The 16,453-nt window shown below is 59.4% G+C and carries 14 protein-coding genes; 6 read left to right on the top strand and 8 right to left on the bottom strand.

Annotated features, from left to right (window positions below; genetic code table 11):
* Positions 1 to 236: 236 nt before the first annotated feature.
* The 7 genes from V9L13_RS08080 to V9L13_RS08050 form a co-directional block, all read right to left on the bottom strand.
* Complete coding sequence (locus V9L13_RS08080; protein ID WP_338802124.1) at positions 237 to 1,652, bottom strand: sigma 54-interacting transcriptional regulator; 1,416 nt, start codon at positions 1,650 to 1,652, stop codon at positions 237 to 239.
* Positions 1,653 to 1,821: 169 nt separating this feature from the next.
* On the bottom strand, positions 1,822 to 3,396 hold the full coding sequence (locus V9L13_RS08075; RefSeq protein WP_338802123.1) for an ABC transporter ATP-binding protein: 1,575 nt from the start codon (positions 3,394 to 3,396) through the stop codon (positions 1,822 to 1,824).
* 9 nt (positions 3,397 to 3,405) lie between these two features.
* Positions 3,406 to 4,428, bottom strand: coding sequence for an ABC transporter permease (locus V9L13_RS08070; RefSeq protein ID WP_338802122.1), 1,023 nt, complete (start codon positions 4,426 to 4,428; stop codon positions 3,406 to 3,408).
* Positions 4,428 to 5,489 (bottom strand): microcin C ABC transporter permease YejB, encoded by a 1,062-nt coding sequence (locus V9L13_RS08065; protein WP_338802121.1) that lies wholly within the window; start codon positions 5,487 to 5,489, stop codon positions 4,428 to 4,430. Before V9L13_RS08065 ends, V9L13_RS08070 begins: the two co-directional genes overlap by 1 nt.
* A complete protein-coding gene (locus V9L13_RS08060) occupies positions 5,489 to 7,357 on the bottom strand; it encodes an extracellular solute-binding protein (RefSeq protein ID WP_338802120.1) in 1,869 nt (622 codons plus the stop codon). The genes V9L13_RS08065 and V9L13_RS08060 overlap by 1 nt, the downstream gene beginning before the upstream one ends.
* A gap of 135 nt (positions 7,358 to 7,492) precedes the next feature.
* The gene (locus V9L13_RS08055; RefSeq protein WP_007912303.1) at positions 7,493 to 7,774 is read right to left on the bottom strand and encodes a peptidylprolyl isomerase; all 282 of its coding nucleotides are present in this window, start codon (positions 7,772 to 7,774) and stop codon (positions 7,493 to 7,495) included.
* Between the two features lie 96 nt (positions 7,775 to 7,870).
* Positions 7,871 to 8,740: a triacylglycerol lipase gene (locus tag V9L13_RS08050; protein WP_338802119.1), complete on the bottom strand. Its 870-nt coding sequence runs from the start codon at positions 8,738 to 8,740 to the stop codon at positions 7,871 to 7,873.
* Between the two features lie 337 nt (positions 8,741 to 9,077).
* Here V9L13_RS08050 and V9L13_RS08045 point away from each other — a divergent pair, with 337 nt between their 5' ends.
* Positions 9,078 to 10,256, top strand: a complete 1,179-nt coding sequence (locus V9L13_RS08045; RefSeq protein WP_338802118.1) for a hypothetical protein — start codon at positions 9,078 to 9,080, stop codon at positions 10,254 to 10,256.
* 72 nt (positions 10,257 to 10,328) lie between these two features.
* Here V9L13_RS08045 and V9L13_RS08040 read toward each other — a convergent pair whose 3' ends face one another.
* A complete protein-coding gene (locus V9L13_RS08040) occupies positions 10,329 to 11,393 on the bottom strand; it encodes a 3-deoxy-7-phosphoheptulonate synthase (RefSeq protein ID WP_226499214.1) in 1,065 nt (354 codons plus the stop codon).
* A 618-nt stretch (positions 11,394 to 12,011) separates the two neighbouring features.
* Between V9L13_RS08040 and V9L13_RS08035 the strand changes: the two genes are divergently transcribed.
* From V9L13_RS08035 to pgsA, 5 genes are all read left to right on the top strand, one after another.
* Positions 12,012 to 12,773: a carbon-nitrogen hydrolase family protein gene (locus tag V9L13_RS08035; RefSeq protein WP_338802116.1), complete on the top strand. Its 762-nt coding sequence runs from the start codon at positions 12,012 to 12,014 to the stop codon at positions 12,771 to 12,773.
* The gene (locus V9L13_RS08030; protein ID WP_338802115.1) at positions 12,770 to 13,213 is read left to right on the top strand and encodes a GNAT family N-acetyltransferase; all 444 of its coding nucleotides are present in this window, start codon (positions 12,770 to 12,772) and stop codon (positions 13,211 to 13,213) included. Before V9L13_RS08035 ends, V9L13_RS08030 begins: the two co-directional genes overlap by 4 nt.
* A gap of 127 nt (positions 13,214 to 13,340) precedes the next feature.
* Entirely contained in the window at positions 13,341 to 13,982 is a 642-nt protein-coding gene (gene uvrY / locus V9L13_RS08025; protein ID WP_024012761.1) for a UvrY/SirA/GacA family response regulator transcription factor, read from the top strand.
* Positions 13,983 to 13,984: 2 nt separating this feature from the next.
* On the top strand, positions 13,985 to 15,808 hold the full coding sequence (gene uvrC / locus V9L13_RS08020; protein WP_003225418.1) for an excinuclease ABC subunit UvrC: 1,824 nt from the start codon (positions 13,985 to 13,987) through the stop codon (positions 15,806 to 15,808).
* Positions 15,809 to 15,840: 32 nt separating this feature from the next.
* Positions 15,841 to 16,401 carry a CDP-diacylglycerol--glycerol-3-phosphate 3-phosphatidyltransferase gene (pgsA, locus tag V9L13_RS08015; protein ID WP_003225417.1) on the top strand — a complete coding sequence of 187 codons (561 nt, stop codon included), beginning with the start codon at positions 15,841 to 15,843 and terminating at the stop codon, positions 16,399 to 16,401.
* The last annotated feature ends 52 nt before the right edge of the window (positions 16,402 to 16,453 follow it).

Raw genomic sequence — 16,453 nt, 5'->3', positions numbered from 1 at the left:
GTGGGGAGGGCTTTAGCGAGATCTGTGCCAGATATTCAAATCATTGAAATGTAAGGGTTTTATAGGTTTCAGCGTGTTGAGAGTTGAAGGGTTGTCTCTTTCTGGAGATTTTTGTTGAGAGGGCTGACGCCTTCGCGAGCAAGCCCGCTCCCACATTTGGAATGCGTACCCCCCTGTGGGAGCGGGCTTGCTCGCGAAGCTCCTGCTGTTGTCTTTTTTTGGAGACTTAAGTCTCTTTATTGAGACTCGGCAATACCCAGGGCCAGCATCTTCTTGTACAGCGTCGAGCGTCCCAGCCCCAGTCGAGCCGCCGCCTCCGGCACTTTGCCCGCACATTGCGCGAGGGCAGACTGGATCAACTGCCGGTCAAACCGCTGCCGTGCCTCGGCGAATGTCTCCTCGGCCAACGGTTCCAGCGTCGAAACCGACGGACGCTCAACCGGGGTAAACGTGCCGATGGCTGCACGAATATCCTCTTCAGTGAGGATCAGGTCATCGCTGAGCAGCGCCGCGCGCTCCATCACGTTGCGCAATTCACGAATGTTCCCCGGCCAAGCATGTTGTCCGAGCAGTGCCAACGCCGCGCGGCTCAGTTCATGCTGGCTACGCAACTCTTCAAGGATCGCTTCGCTGAGCGCCGGCAAATCGTCGAGACGCTCGCGCAGCGGCGGAACCTGGATCGGCAGCACGTTGAGGCGGTAATACAGGTCTGCGCGGAACTCACCGCGCTTGATCGCGGCTTGAAGATCGGTCGAAGTCGCCGCGATCACTCGCACATCGCTCTGAATCACGTCGTTGGAGCCAACCGGTTCGAACTCCTTTTCCTGCAGCACCCGCAGCAGTTTGCTCTGCAGCGGCAACGGCATGTCACCGATCTCATCGAGAAACAGCGTGCCGCCCTGCGCGATCTGCAACTTGCCGGTCCGACCCTTGCGGTCAGCGCCGGTAAACGCGCCTGGCGCGGTGCCGAAAAACTCGGCTTCCAGCAGCGCTTCGGGAATCGCCGCACTGTTGATGCTGACGAAGGCTTTGTGCGCCCGGGGCGAAGCGCTGTGAATCGCCTGGGCCAGCAATTCCTTGCCGGTGCCGGTTTCGCCGAGCAGCAACACCGGTGAATCGGTGCTCGCACTGCGGCGCGCGCGGCGTTTGACTTCGAGGCTGGCGCTGCTGGTGCCGATGAAGTGGGCGAAGTTGTATTTGGTCTGCCGCGCCCGCAGCAGCGAGCGGGTCGAGGCCAGTTCTTCCTGCATGCTCAGGTAGCGCTTGAGCATCGGTGACAGGCTGCGCAATTCGTCGAACAGGGCAAACCCGATAGCGCCGATCACCGCGCCGGCGTCGTCGTGGATCGGCAGACGCATCACCACCAGCGGCTCTTTCGGCGTGTCCTGCATGTCCAGCAGAATGGGGCGGCCGGTGCGCACCACTTCACGCAGCAGGCTGCCGGGGATCACGCTTTCGCAGGGTTTGCCGATGGCTTTTTTCGCCGACTCAAGACCAAAACGCCGCGCATAGCGCTCGTTCATCCAGACGATGTTCGCGTCACGATCGACAATCACCGTGCCTTCGCTGGACTGCTCAATGATCTCGAACAGCGAGCGGATCGCCAGCGTGCGAACGCGTTGGTAGTCCTTGAGGCTTTCGGTGGTGTTCATGCGTGGGTTGATCCGGAGTTTGGGGTGTCTGTAAGGCCCTCTTCGCGAGCAAGCCCGCTCCCACAGGTTTCTCTGGGGTACCCAATATTTGGGTACAACCCGAATCCCTGTGGGAGCGGGCTTGCTCGCGAAGGCCGCGACTCGGTTTCAAGTCAAACGGTGATCATGCCTACCCCGGATGCGCCGCCGCCAACAGCTCCTTGGTGTAAGGATGCTGTGGCGAGTCAAACACCTCATGGCTGGCACCGCGTTCAACCACTTTGCCATCCTTGATCACGATCATGTCATGCGCCAGCGCCCGTACCACCGCCAGGTCGTGGCTGATGAACAGGTAGGTCAGGCCGTGTTTTTCCTGAAGGTCGCGGAGCAGGGCGACCACTTGTTTCTGCACGGTACGGTCAAGGGCCGAAGTCGGTTCGTCGAGCAGGATCAGCGCCGGTTTCAGCACCAGCGCCCGGGCGATGGCGATGCGCTGGCGCTGACCTCCGGAAAATTCGTGTGGGTAGCGATGACGACTCTCCGGGTCCAGGCCAACCTCCTTGAGCACGCGGATCACCTGTGCATCGCACTCTTCGGCGCTGGACTGGCAATGCACCTCCAGCCCTTCACTGATGATTTGCGCCACGGACATCCGTGGACTGAGACTGCCGAACGGGTCCTGAAACACCACCTGCATCTGCCGACGCCACGGCCGCAACTGCTTCTGATCGAGACCGTCGAGGGCCGCGCCCTGAAAGCGGATGCTGCCCTCGGAGTCGAGCAGCCGCAGAATCGCCTGGCCCAGGGTCGATTTACCCGAACCGGACTCGCCGACGATGCCCAGGGTTTTGCCGCGCTGGATATTCAGGCTGATGCCGTCCACCGCCCGCAAATATTGTTTGCGCTGGAACAGCCCGCCACCGACAACGAACTCGACCCGAAGATCATCCACCTCCAGTACGTTCTCGCGCTCGTCCCGGGGCAGGGCTTCGCCCTCCGGTTCGGCATTCAGCAGCACGCAGCTGTAAGGGTGCTTCGGTTCGGTAAACAGGGTTTCGCACGGCGCCTGCTCGACGATCTCGCCAGCCTTCATCACGCACACCCGTTGCGCGATGCTGCGCACCAGATTGAGGTCGTGACTGATCAGCAGCAGCGACATGCCCAGGCGTTGTTGCAAGGACTTGAGCAGCAGCAGGATCTTGCGCTGCACCGTCACATCCAGCGCCGTGGTCGGTTCATCGGCGATCAGCAGTTCCGGCTCGCAAGCCAGGGCCATGGCGATCATCACCCGTTGCCGCTGGCCGCCGGACAATTGATGCGGATAGGCCTTGAGGCGTTCTTCGGGCTTTTGAATACCCACCAGTTCCAGCAGTTCAAGGTTGCGCTGTTGCGCCGCTTTACCGCCCAGTCCCCGATGCACCAGCAGGGTTTCGCCGATCTGCTTTTCGATGGTGTGCAGCGGATTGAGCGAGGTCATCGGCTCCTGGAAGATCATCGCGATGCGGTTGCCACGCAGTTCACGCAGGACCTTGGGATCGGCGCCGAGCAGTTCCTGACCGCGATAGCGAATGCTGCCGCTGGTTTGCGCATCGCCTTCGGGGAGCAATTGCAGGATCGAATGCGCGGTTACCGACTTGCCCGAGCCCGACTCGCCGACCAGGGCCAGGCACTCGCCGGGGCGGATGTCCAGGCACAGGTTGCGCACCGCCGGCTGGCCATGGAAGGCGACATTCAGGTCACGGATTTCGATCAGGTTATCAGTCATGGTCACACTTCAGGATCGAGGGTCGAACGCGTCACGTAACGCTTCGCCGATGAACACCAGTAAAGAAAGAATCAGCGCCAAAGTGAAAAACGCCGTCAGCCCGAGCCATGGCGCTTGCAGGTTTTGTTTGCCTTGGCCGATCAGCTCGCCCAGTGAAGCACTGCCGGCGGGCATGCCGAAACCAAGGAAGTCGAGGGCGGTGAGAGTGGAAATCGCCCCGGTCAGAATGAACGGCAAGTAACTCAGCGTCGCGTTCATCGCATTGGGCAGGATGTGCCGGAAAATCACTTTGCGGTCAGTCAGGCCCAACGCGCGAGCCGCTTTGACGTATTCCAGGTTACGTCCGCGCAGAAACTCCGCGCGCACCACATCGACCAGTGCCAGCCATGAAAACAGCGCCATGATTCCCAGCAGCCACCAGAAATTCGGCTCGACGAAACCGGACAAAATGATCAGCAGGTACAGCACCGGCAATCCGCTCCAGACCTCCAGCAAACGCTGCCCGAGCAGATCGACCCAACCGCCGTAATAACCTTGCAGGGCGCCGGCGGCGATGCCAATCAGCGCGCTGATAGCGGTCAGCATCAGCGCAAACAGGATCGACACCCGGGCGCCGAAAATCACCCGCGCCAACACGTCGCGTGCCTGATCGTCAGTGCCCAGCCAGTTGACCCTGGAGGGCGGGCTCGGCGCGGGTTGGTTGAGATCGTAGTTGGGGGTGTCCTCGCTGAACGGGATCGGCGGAAACAGCAGCCAGCCACCGTCCTTGCGGATCAGGTTCTGCACATACTCACTGCGGTAATCGGCCTGGAACGGCAGTTGCCCGCCAAACTCCTGCTCGGTGTAGCGCTTGAATACCGGAAAGTAGAGTTGGTTTTGATAGCTGACGATCAGCGGTTTGTCGTTGGCGATCAGTTCACCACCAAGGCTGAGCAGGAACAGGCCGATAAACAGCCACAACGACCACCAGCCTCGGCGGTTTTTCTTGAATCGTGCAAAACGGCGACGGCCCAGAGGCGAGAGCTTGAACATCAGGCGTTCCTCGCGGCGAAGTCGATACGGGGGTCGACCAGGGTGTAGCACAAGTCGCCGATCAGTTTTATCAGCAGGCCGAACAGGGTGAAGATGAACAACGAGCCGAACACCACCGGATAGTCCCGGGAAACCGCCGCTTCGTAGCTCATGCGGCCGAGGCCGTCGAGGGAAAAGATCACTTCGATCAGCAGCGAACCGGCAAAAAACACGCTGATAAACGCCTGCGGAATTCCCGAAACCACCAGCAGCATCGCGTTGCGGAACACGTGGCCGTAAAGCACACGGCGTTCGCTCAAGCCTTTGGCGCGTGCGGTGACCACATATTGTCGGGTGATTTCATTGAGGAACGAGTTCTTGGTGAGGATCGTCAGCGTGGCGAAACCACCGATGACCAGTGCCGTCACCGGCAACACCAGATGCCAGAAGTAATCGGCGATCTTGCCCAGGGTCGACAGCGATTCGAAGTTGTCGGAGACCAGCCCGCGCACCGGAAACCAGTTCAATGATGTGCCACCGGCAAACACCACGATCAGGAACATCGCGAACAGAAACGCCGGCATCGCGTAGCCAATGATGATCGCAGTGCTGCTCCAGATATCGAAATGGCTGCCGTGATGCACCGCCTTGCGGATGCCCAGCGGGATCGACACCAGATAGGTGATCAGCGTCGCCCACAGGCCGAGGGAAATGGTCACCGGCATTTTTTCCAGAATCAGATCGGTGACCGTCGCGCCGCGGAAAAAGCTTTTGCCAAAATCCAGCTGCGCGTAGTTCTTGAGCATCAGCCACAGGCGTTCATGCGCCGGTTTGTCGAAACCGTACTGTTTTTCGATGTCCTTGATCAGTTGCGGATCGAGGCCACGACTGGCACGCGAAATGCTGCTCATGGTCTCGCTGGAACTGCCGCCGACACTGGCACCGCCGATCCCTTGCAGATGAGCGATGGCCTGTTCGACCGGGCCGCCGGGTGCCGCCTGAATGATCACGAAATTGACCAGCAGAATGATCACCAGCGTCGGAATGATCAGCAGCAGGCGCCGCAGAATGTATGCCCACATCAGTGCGGTCCTCCGGGTCTGCCACGGCCGATTTTTGCGGCGGTCATCTGCTGGTTGGTCAACGGCGTACTGCTGATTTCCCACCAGCTCTCGATCGCTTCGTCATTGCTGGCCTGTATCGCCGGCATGCCGAAGCGGTTCCACCACACGGTGGAGGTGCCCGGCGGGTAATAATTGGGAATCCAGTAGTAATTCCATTGCAACACCCGGTCCAGGGCGTGGGCGTAGTGCAGCATGTCGCTTTGGGTCGAGGCGCGGATCAGGCCATTGATCAAGGTGTCGACTGCCGGATTCTTCAGCACCATGTAATTGTTGGCGCCGGGGTCGTTGGCCGAAATCGAACCGAAGTAATTGAGCAGCTCGCCACCCGGAGACGTGGTGACCGGGTAGCCGGTGACGATCATGTCGTAGTCGCGGCTCATCAGGCGATTGACGTATTGCGAGGAGTCGATGCGGCGGATATTCAGGTCGATGCCGATCTGTTTCAGCGTGCGCTTGTAAGGCAGAAGCAGACGGTCCATGCCGTTCTGGCTGACCAGGAAGGTGAAACTCAACGGCTCGCCCTCGGCGTTGATCAATTGGTCACCATCAGGTTTCCAGCCGGCTTGTTCCAGCAATTGCAGGGCTTGCAGCTGCTTGTCGCGGATCAGGCCGCTGCCATCGGTTTTCGGCGCTTCGAAGACCTGGGTGAATACCTCTTCTGGAATTTGCCCGCGCAACGGTTCGAGGATTTTCAGCTCGGCGGCATCCGGCAACTCGCGGGCTGCCAGTGCGGAGTTGGAGAAATAGCTCTGTTGGCGGATGTACATGTTGCGCATCATCTGCCGGTTGCTCCACTCGAAATCCCAGAGCATTGCCAGCGCCTGGCGTACCCGACGATCCTGGAACATCGGTTTCTGCAGGTTGAATACAAAGCCCTGGGCCGATTGCGGAGCTTCGGTGGCGAGGTGGGCTTTCTGCAAGCGGCCGTCACTCAGCGCGGGGCTGTCGTAGCCAATCGAATAGCCGGTCGCGGAAAACTCGCGGTTGTAGTCATAGGCACCGCCGCGCAGAACCTGACGGGCGACATCGGTGTCGCCGAAATACTCGATGCTGAAGTGATCGAAGTTATACAGGCCGCGACTGACCGGTAGATCCTTGCCCCACCAGTCAGGGTTGCGCTCGAAGGTGATGCTGCGCCCGGAGTCAACCTTGCCGACCCGATACGGGCCGCTGCCCAGTGGCGGTTCATAACCACCACCGCCGGCGAAGTCGCGGGTTTTCCACCAGTGCTCGGGGAATACCGGCAGGGTGGCGATGTCCAGAGGCAAGGTGCGGTTTTCATTGCTCTTGAAATCGAAACGCACGGTCAGCGGCGCTTCCACTTCCACGCCTTTGACGTCGGCGAACTGCGTGCGATAACGCAGGCTGCCCTGGGTCATCAACAGGTCATAGGTGTAACGCACGTCTTCGGCAGTGATCGGTTTGCCGTCAGCGAAGCGTGCCTTGGGATTGATGAAGAAGCGCAGCGACAGGCCATCCTCCGAGCGATCCATCTTTTGCGCCACCAGGCCGTAGACCGTGTAAGGCTCATCCATCGAGCGCTGGGCCAGAGGCGAGTACAGCATGCCGTCGATCTGGGTGACGCCGATACCTTTGTCTATATAAGGCAGGATGTGATCGAAATGCCCGATCTCTATCGCCGAGCGGCGCATGGTGCCGCCCTTGGGGGCCTGCGGGTTGGTGTAGTCGAAATGGCTGAAACCGGCCGGGTATTTGGCGGGTTCGCCATAGACGGTCAAAGCGTGTTGCGGGGTGGCGTCCACACCAGTGGAGCCCAACAACAGGGCCACGGCAGTGAACAGCAAAGTCGGGAAAGCCAGTCGCATTGTCAGCCTTAAAGCCGGGTGATCGATAAGCGCAATTTGTACGCGAGCGGCGCGTCAGTCGCCAGCCGTATCCTGTAACCAAAACACAACGGCCCACCAAAAGGCGGGCCGTGGCACAGCAAACCGGACGCGGGATCAGTCCTGGCGGCTGGTGACTTCGAGCAGGTGATAACCGAACTGGGTCTTCACCGGGCCTTGCACGACGTTGATCGGCGCGCTGAAGACCACGGTGTCGAATTCCTTGACCATCTGGCCAGGACCGAACGAGCCCAGGTCGCCGCCCTGACGGCTGGACGGGCAGGTAGAGTTGGCCTTGGCGACTTCGGCGAAATCAGCACCGCCTTCGATCTGGGCCTTGAGTTCGTTGCACTTGTCTTCGCTGGAAACCAGGATGTGGCGGGCAGTGGCTTTAGCCATGGGGAAACTCTCCAATCTATTTCAGTAAAGTGTGGAGCCTACCGGATTCAGTAAGCGATTTCTCGGCAAAGTTCCACTCGGCTTATTGGCGTATGTCTACAGTTGTGCGGCTTTCAGGCGCAGAGCGTGCTCGACGTAGAGTTCGACGGGATCAGGGGCGGGGTTTAGTAAGCCGTCTGGTCGCCGCAGGGTAGCGAGGTGGTTGAAGGGGTAGTCGGAGCGGATGACCGAGCCCAAATGCGAGCTGTAGCGGCCCACGAAACCATCGTTCTGTCCGGCTTCCGCGACGAAATGGCCGGACAACGCCCGGCAGACGGCATTTACCGGATCAAGCGGCGCAAGCCATCCTTCCTGCAGCGTGCCGCTCCAGGAGTAGTAGTGAACGTCATTGACCCGTTCCGCGCCTTGGCCGCCCCAGGTAGAAGGCAGGCCTTGAGGATACTTCTTGTTGAATTGGCTGACCGCCTGTGTGGTCAGGGCGTTCAGCGCTGCCACGGCATTCTGCGGCAGGGTCGGTTGACCACTGAGTAGCGAGAGGAAATCAGCGAACCGGGTCGCCACCTGCTCTGCCACCTGCTCCGGCAGGCTCCCCGGAATCAGTGCCTGGCGCAACGTGTCTGCCAGTTCCGAGCCGTGGTTGGGTCCACTGACCGACGTGACCGAGGCGACCTTGTGCGGTGCCATTGCTGCGGCGAAACGGCTGGCCAGCGCACCTTGGCTATGTCCGATCAGGTTGACCCTGGCGGCCCCGGTGCCCTGCAGGACCCGTTCAATCTGCAGCAGCAGTTGCTGGCCACGAACTTCGTTGTCATGGGCCGCGGAGAGTTGCGGGACAAACACTTGTCCACCTGCCTCCCTCAGTGCTTGCTTGACATCATGAAAAAGCTCGAAACGGCCGATACGGTCAAACCCGAACAGGCCATGGACCAAAAGGATGGGGTAGCGGGTTGTCGCATTCCGTTGCATGTTCCTGCCTCTTTTGCAGATGCTTGTCAGTGGTTGGTGCGTGCCACTGTAAAACAGGCCTACGGGTTGGCGATGTCTGAAAAATCCTCGGAGTGAAAGGGAATCTGGACTAAAAATGGTACGAATTTTCGTTTCTGCTTGAGGGGCTAGTCGGAACATTTGGCAATCTTTTGCCGCGTATCGACAGATTCGTCGCTGTCTGCCTACGTCAGACGGTGTGTTTGCCTCGGGGGTGCGGGGCTTTGGGCTGACTTCGCCGATTCGCTGGATGAGGTTCAATGGATTTCGTTCGACGCTGCCTTGATGGCAGCGTTCTATCCAAGGAATGGAGCTGCGAATGTCTATCTACGAAGTCACTAGCGAGTCTTGTGCAATGCCACCGGCAAACATTGTCCCCCTGTCGGTTGCCACCGAAGGAGGCGGCCATCTGAGCTTGAAGGTGGACGGTGAAAATTTCGAATTCAGCTATCGACCGGCGTCTGCACCCGCTTCATCGCCAGCCTTGGACCTGTCCGCCCCGACGGTCGAGGTGTTGGAGGGCGGGATGCTTGATCCTTCTCTGAGCCATGCATTCGTCAGGGTTGCGCCTTACCCCGACATGATGTGCGGTGACAAACTGGTGCTGAGCTGGCGAGGGCTCGATGACGAAGGGTTGGCTTATAGCCATGAGGCCACCCGCTCGGTCAGTGAAGGCCAGGTGGGCGAGGAAATCGTCTTTGTCATAAAAGGTCTGCACATTGCGCCGCTGGAGCGCGGTTCGCTGGAGCTTTACTGGACGCTGCATAGCGTTGCACTGCCTCAGCCGGTGTCATCCCGTCGCCTGCAACTGGATGTGGGCGATCCAGAGCCTGAGCTGCTTGCACCGATCATTGAAGAAACAGTGGGCGGGACGCTCGATCCGTCCCGTGTTCCACAGGGTACAAGTGTCACTGTGCGCCCCTATGCCCGGATGGCGGCCGGCGACCGGATCAGCCTGTCCTGGCAAGGCGCGGAGGGAGCGCCGGCATTCAGTGATGTGTTGACCGTAGAGCCGTTTGCCGTTGGTGAAGCGTTGTCTTTCTGGATAAACGCCGATTGCATCGCTGCCCATTCCACACAAGAGGTGAACGTCAGTTACCGGGTCGAATCAGCAGCGGCGCAGGTGAGGAAGTCTGCGAACTCGCGAATTCTGATCGCACCGTTGATTCGGGGGGATCTCGCGGCGCCACAAGTGCTGGAAGCGCAAGACGGTGAGCTGGAAGCGGCAGATGCGGTAGACGGGGTTACTGTGGTGATCGGCGATGCCCAAGCCGAGGAGGGAGAACTGGTGTACCTGAAATGCGATGGCGAGTATTTCAGTCATCGCGATGACCGGGACATCACTCGGGAGAACGCTGGGCAACCTTTGGTGTTCATCGTGCCGTACCGCTTCTGGCGCGAGCATCGGGAAACCGTGGTGCAGGTGTCGTATTCGGTGGAGCGACTGGATGATGCCAGTCAGGCTTCCGGCGTTGCCCGGGTCCGAGTGCGGGCGTAACTCTGGATTGAGCTGAGCGATGGTCCGACCTTTGCGGGTTACTGATTCAACCCGCAAAGGCTGTTCTGAGCGTCAGGCTTTCAGTCGTTTGGCTGCGTTCGACAGCAACTGCTCCGTCGCGCCGAACCCCAGGCAACCATCGGTGACGGATACGCCATAACGCAGGGCGGGGCTCAAAGGCTGGCAGCCCTCGAACAGATGGGACTCGATCATCATGCCGATCAAGGAGCGATCACCTTGCAGCCGTTGCTCGAGTACCTCGTTGAACACGTCGGGCTGGCGCAGTGGATCCTTGCCGCTGTTGGCGTGGCTGCAATCGACCATGATTCGGCTCGGAATCTTCAAGCGATTCAGGTCGGCATGTACCCGGGCGACGCTTTCGCGATCGTAGTTCGGGCCTTGATGACCACCGCGCAGTACCAGATGAGTGTCGGGGTTGCCCGGTGTCTGAATGATCGCCGGGTGCCCTTGGCTGTCGACGCCGAAGTGTCGATGTGGATGGGCTGCCGAACGCATGGCATCGACGGCTACGGTTACGCCACCGTCGGTACCGTTCTTGAAACCGACGGGCATGCTCAGGCCGCTGGCCATTTCCCGGTGAATCTGCGACTCGGTGGTGCGTGCGCCGATGGCAACCCAACTGAGCAGGTCGTCGAAGTAGCCGGCAGCCATTGGCTGCAGCAACTCGGTAGCGATAGGCAGGCCCAGACGGATCATTTCAAGCATCAATTCACGCGACAGGGTCAGGCCGGCGGCCATGTCATCGCTGCCGTCCAGGTGTGGGTCGTAGGCAAGACCTTTCCAGCCAACGGTGGTGCGTGGTTTTTCGACGTAGGCGCGCATCACCAGCAGCATTTCGTTGCTGACTTCATGGGCCAGGCGGGAAAGCTTTTCCGCGTATTCGAGTGCGGAGCGTGGATCGTGAATCGAGCAAGGGCCGACGACGACCAGCAGGCGATGGTCTTCGCCATTGAGAATCGCGCGGACCGCCTGGCGGTGGGCTGCGACTTGCTGGGCGAGGGCATTGCTCAGGGGCAATTGCTGTTTGAGCTGCAACGAGCTGGGCAGACGCAGGGTCAGTGCTTCGTTGGCAGAGTTCAGGGTGGTCAGTGGCAGAGCAGAAACAGACGAGTTCATATTCGGAATTCCTGGGCTGGCGGCGGGTGCTTCCCGCTCACTCGGCCCTACTGGGGTGTTCGACAATTGGCCGGATTGGCTGCGTGTGTGTGCTTGCCACCTGTGGGTGACCGATCGGAGGCGGCAGGCTGTCCCGAGCGGAGGCTGCTAAATCGCCAGGCGGTAAAAGTGTCGTAACGGTAATAAGTGGCGTAGTTCATGTCGTGATTCCTCAAAGTGTCTGGTGTGTTGCTGAAAAAGTTATGGGCCTGAAAAAACAAAACCCCCGGTCGGGAGGCCGACCGGGGGTTGAGAATTCTCTGGTAGGCGACCCGTTTTTATGGGCGCCGTGTGGGTATCAGGCGCGCCAGTGGCTAAACCAATACCCAAAATAAAAGCTCGCTGGAGCGCAAGCGTCATTCGCCCGGGCAGCCGCAACCGAGCGCAGGGCGCTAGCGGAACGAAGCTGTGAGAGGGCGTTGAACATGGTCTGTCTCCGATGAATGCGCCGAGCTTACTAGAGGCCCATATGCCTGAGCAATCAGAAATTGCTATTGCTCATTCAAGGCGTTACCTATCGCTTGAGTGCCACGGACGTTGTGACACACTGCGTGCTTTGCATCACTCTAGGGATGAATAATGTCGACGTTCACCATCGCTGCCGCCCAATCGTTTTCCGTTGCTGGTGATCTGGCGGCAAACATCGCCCGTCATTTGCGTTTCATGGCCACGGCGGCGGAGCAGGGCGTCGAGCTGCTGGTGTTCCCGGAGTTGTCGTTGACAGGCTACGAAGGCCAGATGGCCGCAGACTTGGCAATCGATCCGCAGGATCCGGTGCTGCAACCCTTGCGCAATTGCGCTCGCGAGCTTGGGCTGAGCGCCGTCGTCGGCATACCGATTCGCCAGAAGGGCAGTGCGCAGGTATTGATCGGCGCTCTGACGTTAGGCAGTGACGGCTCTCTAGAGGTTTACAGCAAACAACATTTGCACAGCGGCGAAGAGCTTTTCTATGCCCCGGGGACTGGTGGTTCGACCTTGCGCATAGGTCGCGACACCGTCGCGCTCGCGGTCTGCGCTGATTTTTCCCACTCCAGCCACGCGGCAGCGGCCGCCGGTGTTGGCGCCGACCTGTACGCAGCAGGCGTGCTGATTGGCGAAAAAGGCTATGGCGTGGATAGCGCAATACTGCAGGGCTATGCCCAAAGCCACTCAATGGCGGTGCTGATGGCCAATCACGCCGGGCTAACAGGTGGATGGCAGTCGGCGGGGCGCAGCGCGGTCTGGTCTGAAAACGGGGCGCTGGTCATCGCCGCGCCAGGCCCCGGTGAACTCCTGGTGATCGCTCGACGTGATGCCGGCGAATGGCTCGGGTGGACAGTCCCTGTGACGGTGGGGCAATGACCTACCGCTTGCGTCGCGCTGAGCCGAATGATCGGGAATTTGCCCGAGAACTCACGTGCCGGAACATGCTGCGCTATTACATTGAGCACGATTTGCTGTGGCAGGACGAAGCGTTCGATGTTGCCTGGGATGGGCGGGACAACTGGCTGATCATTCTTGATGAAGTTCTCGCGGGGTTTTTCAGCCTCAGTCGGGATCGTCGGGCGCTGTACATCCGCGAACTGCAAATAACCGAGGCCTTTCGCAGGCAGGGCGCAGGATCCTGGGCGATTGATCAGGTTATCGCCATGGCCCGCGCCGAAGGACTTCCGGCGCTGCGTCTGACAGTATTCAAAAATAATCCGGCACAAAGCCTGTATAAGAGAAAGGGCTTGATCAGGTGTGGCGAGGACGAGTGTTTCCTGAGGATGCAGCTCGATTTCGGTACACCTGTGCTCTGAAACCCACGGCCGGCAAGCCCTCGATGATGAATTGAAACTTTTTAAATGATGCTTGCCGCTAGGTCTGTCTGGCACTTTTTGCTAAGGTGTCCGGCATCCCAATAAGACCATATCGCGAGGTGTCTGCTTGATTAGGGTGCTAGTGGTCGATGACCATGATCTCGTTCGTACAGGCATTACACGTATGCTGGCCGATATCGATGGCTTGCAGGTGGTTGGACAGGCCGAGTCCGGGGAAGAATCCCTGATCAAGGCCCGTGAGTTGAAACCCGATGTAGTCCTGATGGACGTCAAGATGCCCGGTATTGGTGGCCTTGAGGCCACGCGCAAGCTGCTGCGCAGTCATCCGGACATCAAGGTCGTCGCTGTCACTGTGTGCGAGGAAGATCCATTTCCTACGCGCCTGCTGCAGGCGGGCGCCGCCGGCTACCTGACCAAGGGCGCTGGATTGCCGGAGATGGTCCAGGCCATCCGACTGGTGTTTGCCGGGCAGCGTTACATCAGTCCGCAGATTGCCCAGCAACTGGCGATCAAGTCGTTCCAGCCAACCAACGATTCACCTTTTGATGCCTTGTCCGAACGGGAAATCCAGATCGCGTTGATGATTGTCGGCTGCCAGAAGGTGCAGATCATCTCCGACAAACTCTGCCTGTCGCCGAAAACGGTGAACACCTATCGCTACCGGATCTTCGAAAAGCTGTCGATCAGCAGCGACGTTGAGCTGACGCTGTTGGCAGTACGCCACGGCATGGTTGATGCCAGCGCCTGATCATGACTGAAGCATTTGATCCCGGCGCCTTTCTGGCGACTGTCAGTGGGCGTCCCGGCGTCTATCGCATGTTCGACAGCGAGGCGCGCCTGCTGTACGTAGGCAAGGCCAAGAACCTGAAGAAGCGCCTTGCCAGCTATTTTCGCAAGACCGGGCTGGCGCCGAAAACCGCTGCGCTGGTCGGGCGTATCGCGCAGGTCGAAACCACCATCACCGCCAACGAAACCGAGGCGTTGCTGCTTGAACAGACGCTGATCAAGGAGTGGCGGCCGCCGTACAACATTCTGTTGCGCGATGATAAGTCCTACCCTTATGTGTTTCTGTCTGACGGCCAGTTCCCACGCCTGAGCATCCACCGTGGTGCGAAGAAGGCCAAGGGCAAGTATTTCGGCCCGTACCCGAGCGCCGGGGCCATTCGCGAAAGCCTCAGCCTACTGCAAAAGACCTTTTTCGTCCGCCAGTGCGAAGACAGTTACTACAAGAATCGCACTCGCCCGTGCCTTCAATATCAGATCAAGCGTTGCAAGGCGCCTTGTGTCGGCCTTGTCGAACCGGAGGTCTACGCCGAGGATGTGCGCCATTCGGTGATGTTTCTCGAGGGGCGCAGTCATGCGCTGACCAATGAACTGTCCACGGCAATGGAAGAGGCGGCGATCAATCTTGAATTCGAGCGCGCCGCCGAGTTGCGTGACCAGATTGCCTTGCTGCGCCGGGTCCAGGATCAACAAAGCATGGAAGGCGGCACGGGCGACATCGATGTCATCGCAGCCTTCGTCAATCCAGGTGGCGCCTGTGTTCATCTGATCAGCGTGCGCGGCGGACGAGTTCTGGGCAGCAAGAACTTCTTTCCTCAGGTCGGTATTGAGGAGGAGGTTGCCGAAGTCATGGCGGCGTTCCTCGGTCAATATTTCATCAGCAGTCCGGAACGCGACCTGCCGAGCGAGTTGATCGTCAACGTGGTTCCTGAAGACGCCACCGCCCTGATCGAAGCGATCCATGAGCTACGTGGTCGTGAACTGAGCATCAGTCACCGGGTGCGTGGCACCCGGGCTCGCTGGCAGCAGCTGGCAGTCACCAATGCCGAGCAGGCGCTGGGTGCGCGTCTGGCCAATCGTCAACACACGGCAGCACGCTTCGATGCGCTGGCTGAAGTGCTGAATCTGGATGAGCCACCGCAGCGACTTGAGTGCTATGACATCAGTCACTCCAGTGGTGAGGCTACTGTCGCTTCCTGTGTCGTGTTCGGCCCGGAAGGCGCGATCAAATCCGACTATCGTCGTTACAACATTGAAGGCGTCACGGCGGGCGATGACTATGCGGCCATGCATCAGGCCTTGACTCGCCGCTTCAGCAAACTGAAGGACGGGGAGGGCAAGCTGCCGGACATCCTGCTGGTGGACGGCGGCAAAGGTCAGTTGTCGATGGCCCGTGATGTGCTCAACGAATTGGCGGTGCCGGATCTGATCCTGCTGGGTGTGGCCAAGGGCGCAACACGCAAGGCGGGTTTCGAAACTTTGTATCTTAATGATGCAGCGCATGAGTTCACCTTGCGCGGAGATTCGCCGGCACTGCATCTGATACAGCAGATTCGCGACGAAGCTCACCGCTTCGCGATTACCGGCCACCGTGCGCGGCGGGGCAAGACCCGCCGCACGTCAACGCTGGAAGGCGTTGCGGGCGTCGGGCCAACTCGTCGTCGGGACTTGTTGAAACATTTTGGTGGATTGCAGGAGCTGTCTCGTGCAAGCATCGAAGAGATCGCCAAAGCACCGGGGATCAGTAAAAAGCTCGCAGAGTCGATTTATGCAAACCTGCATAGCGAGTAGAATGCCAACTCACCTCGTAGCCAGTTGTGCCGATGAATATCCCTAATCTGATTACCGTTCTCCGCGTCCTGCTCATACCGATCTTCATTTTGTTGTTTTACCTGCCTTACCAGTGGAGCTATATGGCCTCCGCCTCGGTATTCGCTTTTGCCGCGGCAACTGACTGGCTGGATGGCTACCTGGCCCGCCGCCTGGAACAAAGCACGCCGTTCGGTGCGTTTCTCGATCCGGTTGCCGACAAGTTGATGGTGGCGGTCGCGCTGGTACTTCTGGTGCAGGAACACGGCAACTTGTGGCTGACACTTCCCGCTGCCGTGATCATTGGCCGTGAGATCGTCGTATCGGCCTTGCGCGAATGGATGGCCGAACTCGGCGCTCGCGCGCATGTAGCGGTGTCCAATCTCGGCAAGTGGAAAACCGCGGCGCAAATGCTGGCGCTGGTGATCCTGCTGGCCAATCCGCGTGACTTCAGCTTCTGGGTCTTGCTGGGTTATGCCTTGCTGATGATCTCGGCGGGCCTGACATTGTGGTCGATGGTTCAATACCTGCGGGCCGCTTGGCCGCATCTGAAAACCGACGTTGAAAAGAAATAAAACTTTTTTGAATCAAAGGGTTGACGGGGCTTCTGAAATCTATAGAATGCGC

Source organism: Pseudomonas sp. RSB 5.4 (assembly GCF_037126175.1).
Taxonomy (GTDB): Bacteria; Pseudomonadota; Gammaproteobacteria; order Pseudomonadales; family Pseudomonadaceae; genus Aquipseudomonas; species Aquipseudomonas fluorescens_H.
Note: the sequence above shows the minus strand (reverse complement) of the source record. Positions and strands in the feature narration are given on the sequence as shown.